Consider the following 3474-nt stretch of genomic DNA (forward strand, 5'->3'; position numbering starts at 1 on the left):
ACCGGGCACCGGTCGGCGTGTTCTTCGGTGAGGGCGAGGACGCCGGGGGCCGGGGCGCGCCCCGGGGCACGGCCGACGTTGCGGTGGCCGCGGGTGGGCGGGCGAACTGCCGTCCGTCCGCGGCCACTTGCCGTTCGCGGCAGTCGGGCGCCGGCCGGGGCGCGGTGTGCTTAGCTGGTGCCGACCGGTCGCCGGACCGGTCCGGGACGGAGCCTACTCGGAGGGCCGTACGTGCGCGGGGGACGGGTGGGAGCGGTTCGGTGGGCCGCGCTGGCGGCGGGTCTGACGCTCGCGCTCTCCGGCTGCGGCGGTCCGGCGGGTGACGCGGGCCGCGGCACGGGCCGTGCGCAGGGTGCACCCGGGACGGCCACCACCGCGACGGCGACCGGGACCGCGACGGCGTCCGGCACCGCAACCGCCGCGCCGGACGGGGCCGGTGGCCTCGAGCAGCTCCCCGGCCAGGCCTTCTACGTCTCCGACCGGACCAACGCCGCCCGGCAGCTCGCCGCCCTGCGCAGTCAGGGCCGCACGGCGGAGGCCGACACCCTGCTGCGGATCGCCCGCCAGCCGTCCTCGCAGTGGCTGGGCGAACAGGGCGCCCGGCAGACCGCCGAACAGGTCAGCCGCCGGGCCGCCGAGGCGGGCCGGACGCCCGTCTTCGTCGCCTACGACATCCCGCACCGCGACTGCGGCCAGTACTCGGCCGGCGGCGCCCCCGACGCGGCCGCGTACCGGGACTGGATCACCGGTGTGGCCGAGGCCCTCGGCGACCGCAGGGCCTGGGTGGTGCTGGAGCCGGACGCCGTCGCGCACACCCTGGACAACTGCGGGATCAGGGGCGACCTCGCGGCCGAGCGGTACGGCCTGCTGGCCTTCGCCGTCCAGGAATTGAAGAAGCAACCGAACGTCCGGGTCTACCTGGACGCGGGCAACCCCGGCTGGGGCCAGGACCCGGACGAACTGGCCGCCGCGCTCCGCAGGTCGGGCATCGCCGCCGCGGACGGCTTCGCCGTGAACGTCGCCAACTTCCACCCCACCGACCGGAGCGCGGAGTACGGCGACCGGCTCTCCGCCGTGCTCGGCGGCAAGCACTTCCTCATCGACACCAGCCGCAGCGGCAACGGCTCGCTGGGCGGCTCCGACTCCTGGTGCAACCCGCCCGGCCGGGCGCTCGGCGAGCCGCCGACCACCGAGACCGGGCGCCCGAACGTCGACGCCTACCTGTGGATCAAGAACCCGGGCGAGTCCGACGGCGACTGCGGTCGCGGCGAGCCCCGGGCGGGCGAGTTCTGGCTCCCGTACGCGCTGGGGCTGGCCCGGGCGGCGCTTTGAGCCGCCCGGCCGGACCGACCCGACGCGCTCCGGGGGCCGGTCCGCTCACCTGGTGCCCCGGTCTGCTCACCTGGCAGCCCGGTCCGCCTACTCGGCGCCCCGGTGCGCTCACCCGGTGACCTGTACCCACCGCGCGACCGACGGAGTGCCGGCGGCGTCCGTCAGGAACAGCATGTACCAGCCGGGCGGCAGCAGGTTCGGATTGCCCGGGAGGGTGAGCGAGACCCCGTCGCCGGTGCGCCCGGTGATGTCCAGGGCCACCGAGCGCTGCTCGACGTCGGTCACGTGGGTCACCGAACTCGGCCGGATCAGCTTCGCGGTGGCCACCGCCTCCGGTCGGGACGTGCCGACCCTGACGGTGCCGCCGAGCTTCGCGGCCTCCGGTACGGCCGTCACCTGGGGGCGGTCGCCGCGGTACAGGTACGGCGGGGTGTAGATCTCGATCCGCTGCTCGAAGCCGCCCGGCTGGGTCTCCGCCTTGTCCGCGAAGAGCGGGTTGGAGCCCAGCACGGCGACCCGGCCGTCCGGCAGCAGCAGCGCCTCGGAGTGGTAGTCACGGCCGACGGCGGGCTCGGCGGCGGTGGTGAAGCTGTTGGAGTCCGGGTGGTACACCTGCGCCTTGAGCAGGTCGCTGTCGCCCCGGCCGCGGTAGCCGCTGGAGCCGCCGGTGGTGAACACGGTGTCGTCCGGGAGGATCACGCTGTTGAGGTAGCGGGTGCCGCCCGCCGGGAGGTCCGGGCCCGGGCGGAAGACCGGTCGGGCGGCCGAGAGGTCGGCGATGTCGGTGCGGGCCGTGGACAGCGGTGACTCGCCGACCCCTCCGCCGCCGAGCACCATGACCTTCTGCGCCTGCGCGGGCGGCAGGAGCACCGAGGAGGAGGTCTCGGTCAGGCCCGGGTCCCGCAGGCCGGGGACGGGCTGGAAGCTGTTGTCCGACAGGTCCCACACTCCGGGTTCGCGGCCCTTCTCGGCAGGGCCGTAACCGCCGTTGGAGCCGGAGTAGAAGAGCTTCCCGGAGGCCGTCAGGAAGATCGACGGGTAGGTGGGGAAGTAGCGGTCGGGGGCCTTGGCCCAGGTCCTGGTCCTCGGGTCGAAGACCTCGTTGTCGTTGCCGTTGAGGATCTGCCCGGTGTCGTCCAGGCCGGAGACGGTGACCACCCGGCCGTCGCCCAGTCCGGTCAGCGTCGGGTACCACCGGGCGTGCGCCATGTCGGTGACCGGCTCGTAGAGCTCGGTGTCGGGGTTGAACTCGAAGGCGGAGCGGATGCCCTGGTACTCCTGCTTGTCCAGGGTCAGCTTGTCGCTCTGCCCGTACAGGTTGTGGGCGTCGCTGCCGGTCAGGCCCTTGATCCGGTACTGGGCGGGGGAGCCGGCCAGGTAGTCCGGGCCCTCGCCCACCGCCTCGACGAACACGTGCTGCTCGCCGGCGGTGACCACGGTCTGCTTGCCGGAGCCGGTCTTGGTCGCGGCGGGGACGGTCACCGGGGCGGTGCTGGCGTACTCCCGGCCGTTCGGGGCGACGAAGACGGTGCCCTTGGGGAAGGTGCGGGCGCGCTCCGGGCTCTCGTTGCGCACCCGCATCACCCCGGCCGCCCGCTTCACCGCGCCGGCCAGCTTCTCGTACCGCTGGGTGCCGCCGGCCACCAGCACCCGGCCGTCCGGGAGGGAGGTGTGGCCGCCGCAGAACATGTCGGCCGGGGTCGGGACCAGCTTGTAGCTGTTCCGAGCCGGATCCCACAGCAGGCTCTTGAAGGTGCCCGCGTTGAACTGCTTCTCGTCGTTGCCGGAGCCGGCCACGATCAGCACCTTGCCGGTGCGCAGCAGGGTGGCGTGGACGGCGTTGACCCGGAACTCGGCGGGCAGCGTCAGGGTCTGCCAGTGGCCGTACCGCGCCTTGTACTCGGGCCGGTTGATCACGTAGTCGTGGTACCGGTCGCCGACGAAGCCGAGGACGGCCGGGGCGTTCATCCCGGCGACGGCCAGCGCGACGGTGCTGCCGAGGGCCAGGCGCTTGGTGCGGCCGGTCTTGCGGATCTTCACGGTGGTTCCCTAAGAATGTGAAGCGGTCCGGGAGGACCGGGTGTGGCTGACGGTGGTTTGCCGTTGATGGCTCGAGGAGAATGGCCGCCCGGTCCTTCGGGA

General features: G+C 73.8%; 2 protein-coding genes. One reads left to right on the top strand and one right to left on the bottom strand.

Going from position 1 to position 3474, the window contains the following annotated elements:
• Positions 1–246 precede the first annotated feature (246 nt).
• Positions 247–1332: a glycoside hydrolase family 6 protein gene (locus ABT247_RS32635; RefSeq protein ID WP_350750084.1), complete on the top strand. Its 1086-nt coding sequence runs from the start codon at positions 247–249 to the stop codon at positions 1330–1332.
• 108 nt (positions 1333–1440) lie between these two features.
• Here ABT247_RS32635 and glxA read toward each other — a convergent pair whose 3' ends face one another.
• Positions 1441–3372 carry a radical copper oxidase GlxA gene (gene glxA, locus ABT247_RS32640; protein WP_350750087.1) on the bottom strand — a complete coding sequence of 644 codons (1932 nt, stop codon included), beginning with the start codon at positions 3370–3372 and terminating at the stop codon, positions 1441–1443.
• Between the last annotated feature and the right edge of the window lie 102 nt (positions 3373–3474).

It is taken from the genome of Kitasatospora sp. NPDC001539 (assembly GCF_040298565.1).
Classification (GTDB): domain Bacteria; phylum Actinomycetota; class Actinomycetes; order Streptomycetales; family Streptomycetaceae; genus Kitasatospora.